Raw genomic sequence first — 851 nt, 5'->3', positions numbered from 1 at the left:
CGGCGCTCCAGCTCGTCCACGGCCTCCGCCAAGCCCAGGGACTCCGCGAGCCGGGCGGGCCAAGGACCGGGGTGGAGGGCGAGGACTTCCAGGGCCCGGCGGGCCTCGAGGGGCAGGTAGCGGGCCTCCAGGGCCACCATGGCCCGGATGCGCTGGGGAAGGGCCTCAGGGCTGCCCAGGGCCAGGAGTTCCCTTAGAGCGTCCACCCGCCCTCCGCTCCTTAGGTAGTAGCGGGCGGCCTCGGCGAAGGGCAGGCCCTTGAGCCAGGAGGCCCGGGCCTCGAGCCAGGAGAGGCGGGGCACCCGCTCCACCACGGTGCGCTCCGCCGGGAAGTTGGCCCGGAGGGCGAGGAGAAAGGCCGGGTCCTCCCCGAAGCTGGAGCGGTGCACCACCAGGACCTGGTCCCGTGAGGGCTCCAGGGCCAGGGCCGCCTCCTTGGGAGGAAAGGGCTCAGCCAAGACGTAGACCCCAGGCCCCTTCCCCAGGCCCCGCCTTAAGGGTAGGCCCAGCCCTTCCGCCAGAGCCCTGGAAAGAGCCTCCCTGCCGGAGCCCGGGGGCCCGATGAGGACCACGAGGGCCGGGGGCCTTACCCCCTTAAGGCGCTCCGAAATGGGAAGCCACTCCCTGGGCGGGGCGGCAAGGCGGGCCCGCCAGCCGTGCACCCAGTCGGCGAAGTCGGGAGAGGGGTCCTCGAGGCCCTCCAAAGGGTCCTCGCCCGCCGGGGTGCGGTCCAGCTCCACCCCAGGGGGCAGGGTGAGCACGGCCCCGCGGAAGGCCTCCTTCCCCAGGAAAGACCGGAGGTGGCTGAGCTCGGTCCGGAGGTTCTGCAGGGCCGCCCCGTGGTTCCAGAG

The 851-nt window shown here is 73.4% G+C and carries 1 pseudogene; it reads right to left on the bottom strand.

The features are described 5' to 3' along the window. Positions 1 to 851: pseudogene (locus AC01Y6_RS10645) on the bottom strand (hypothetical protein); the annotation flags it as partial.

The organism is Thermus sp., assembly GCF_056332225.1.
This window is presented reverse-complemented; position numbering and strand designations above follow the sequence as displayed.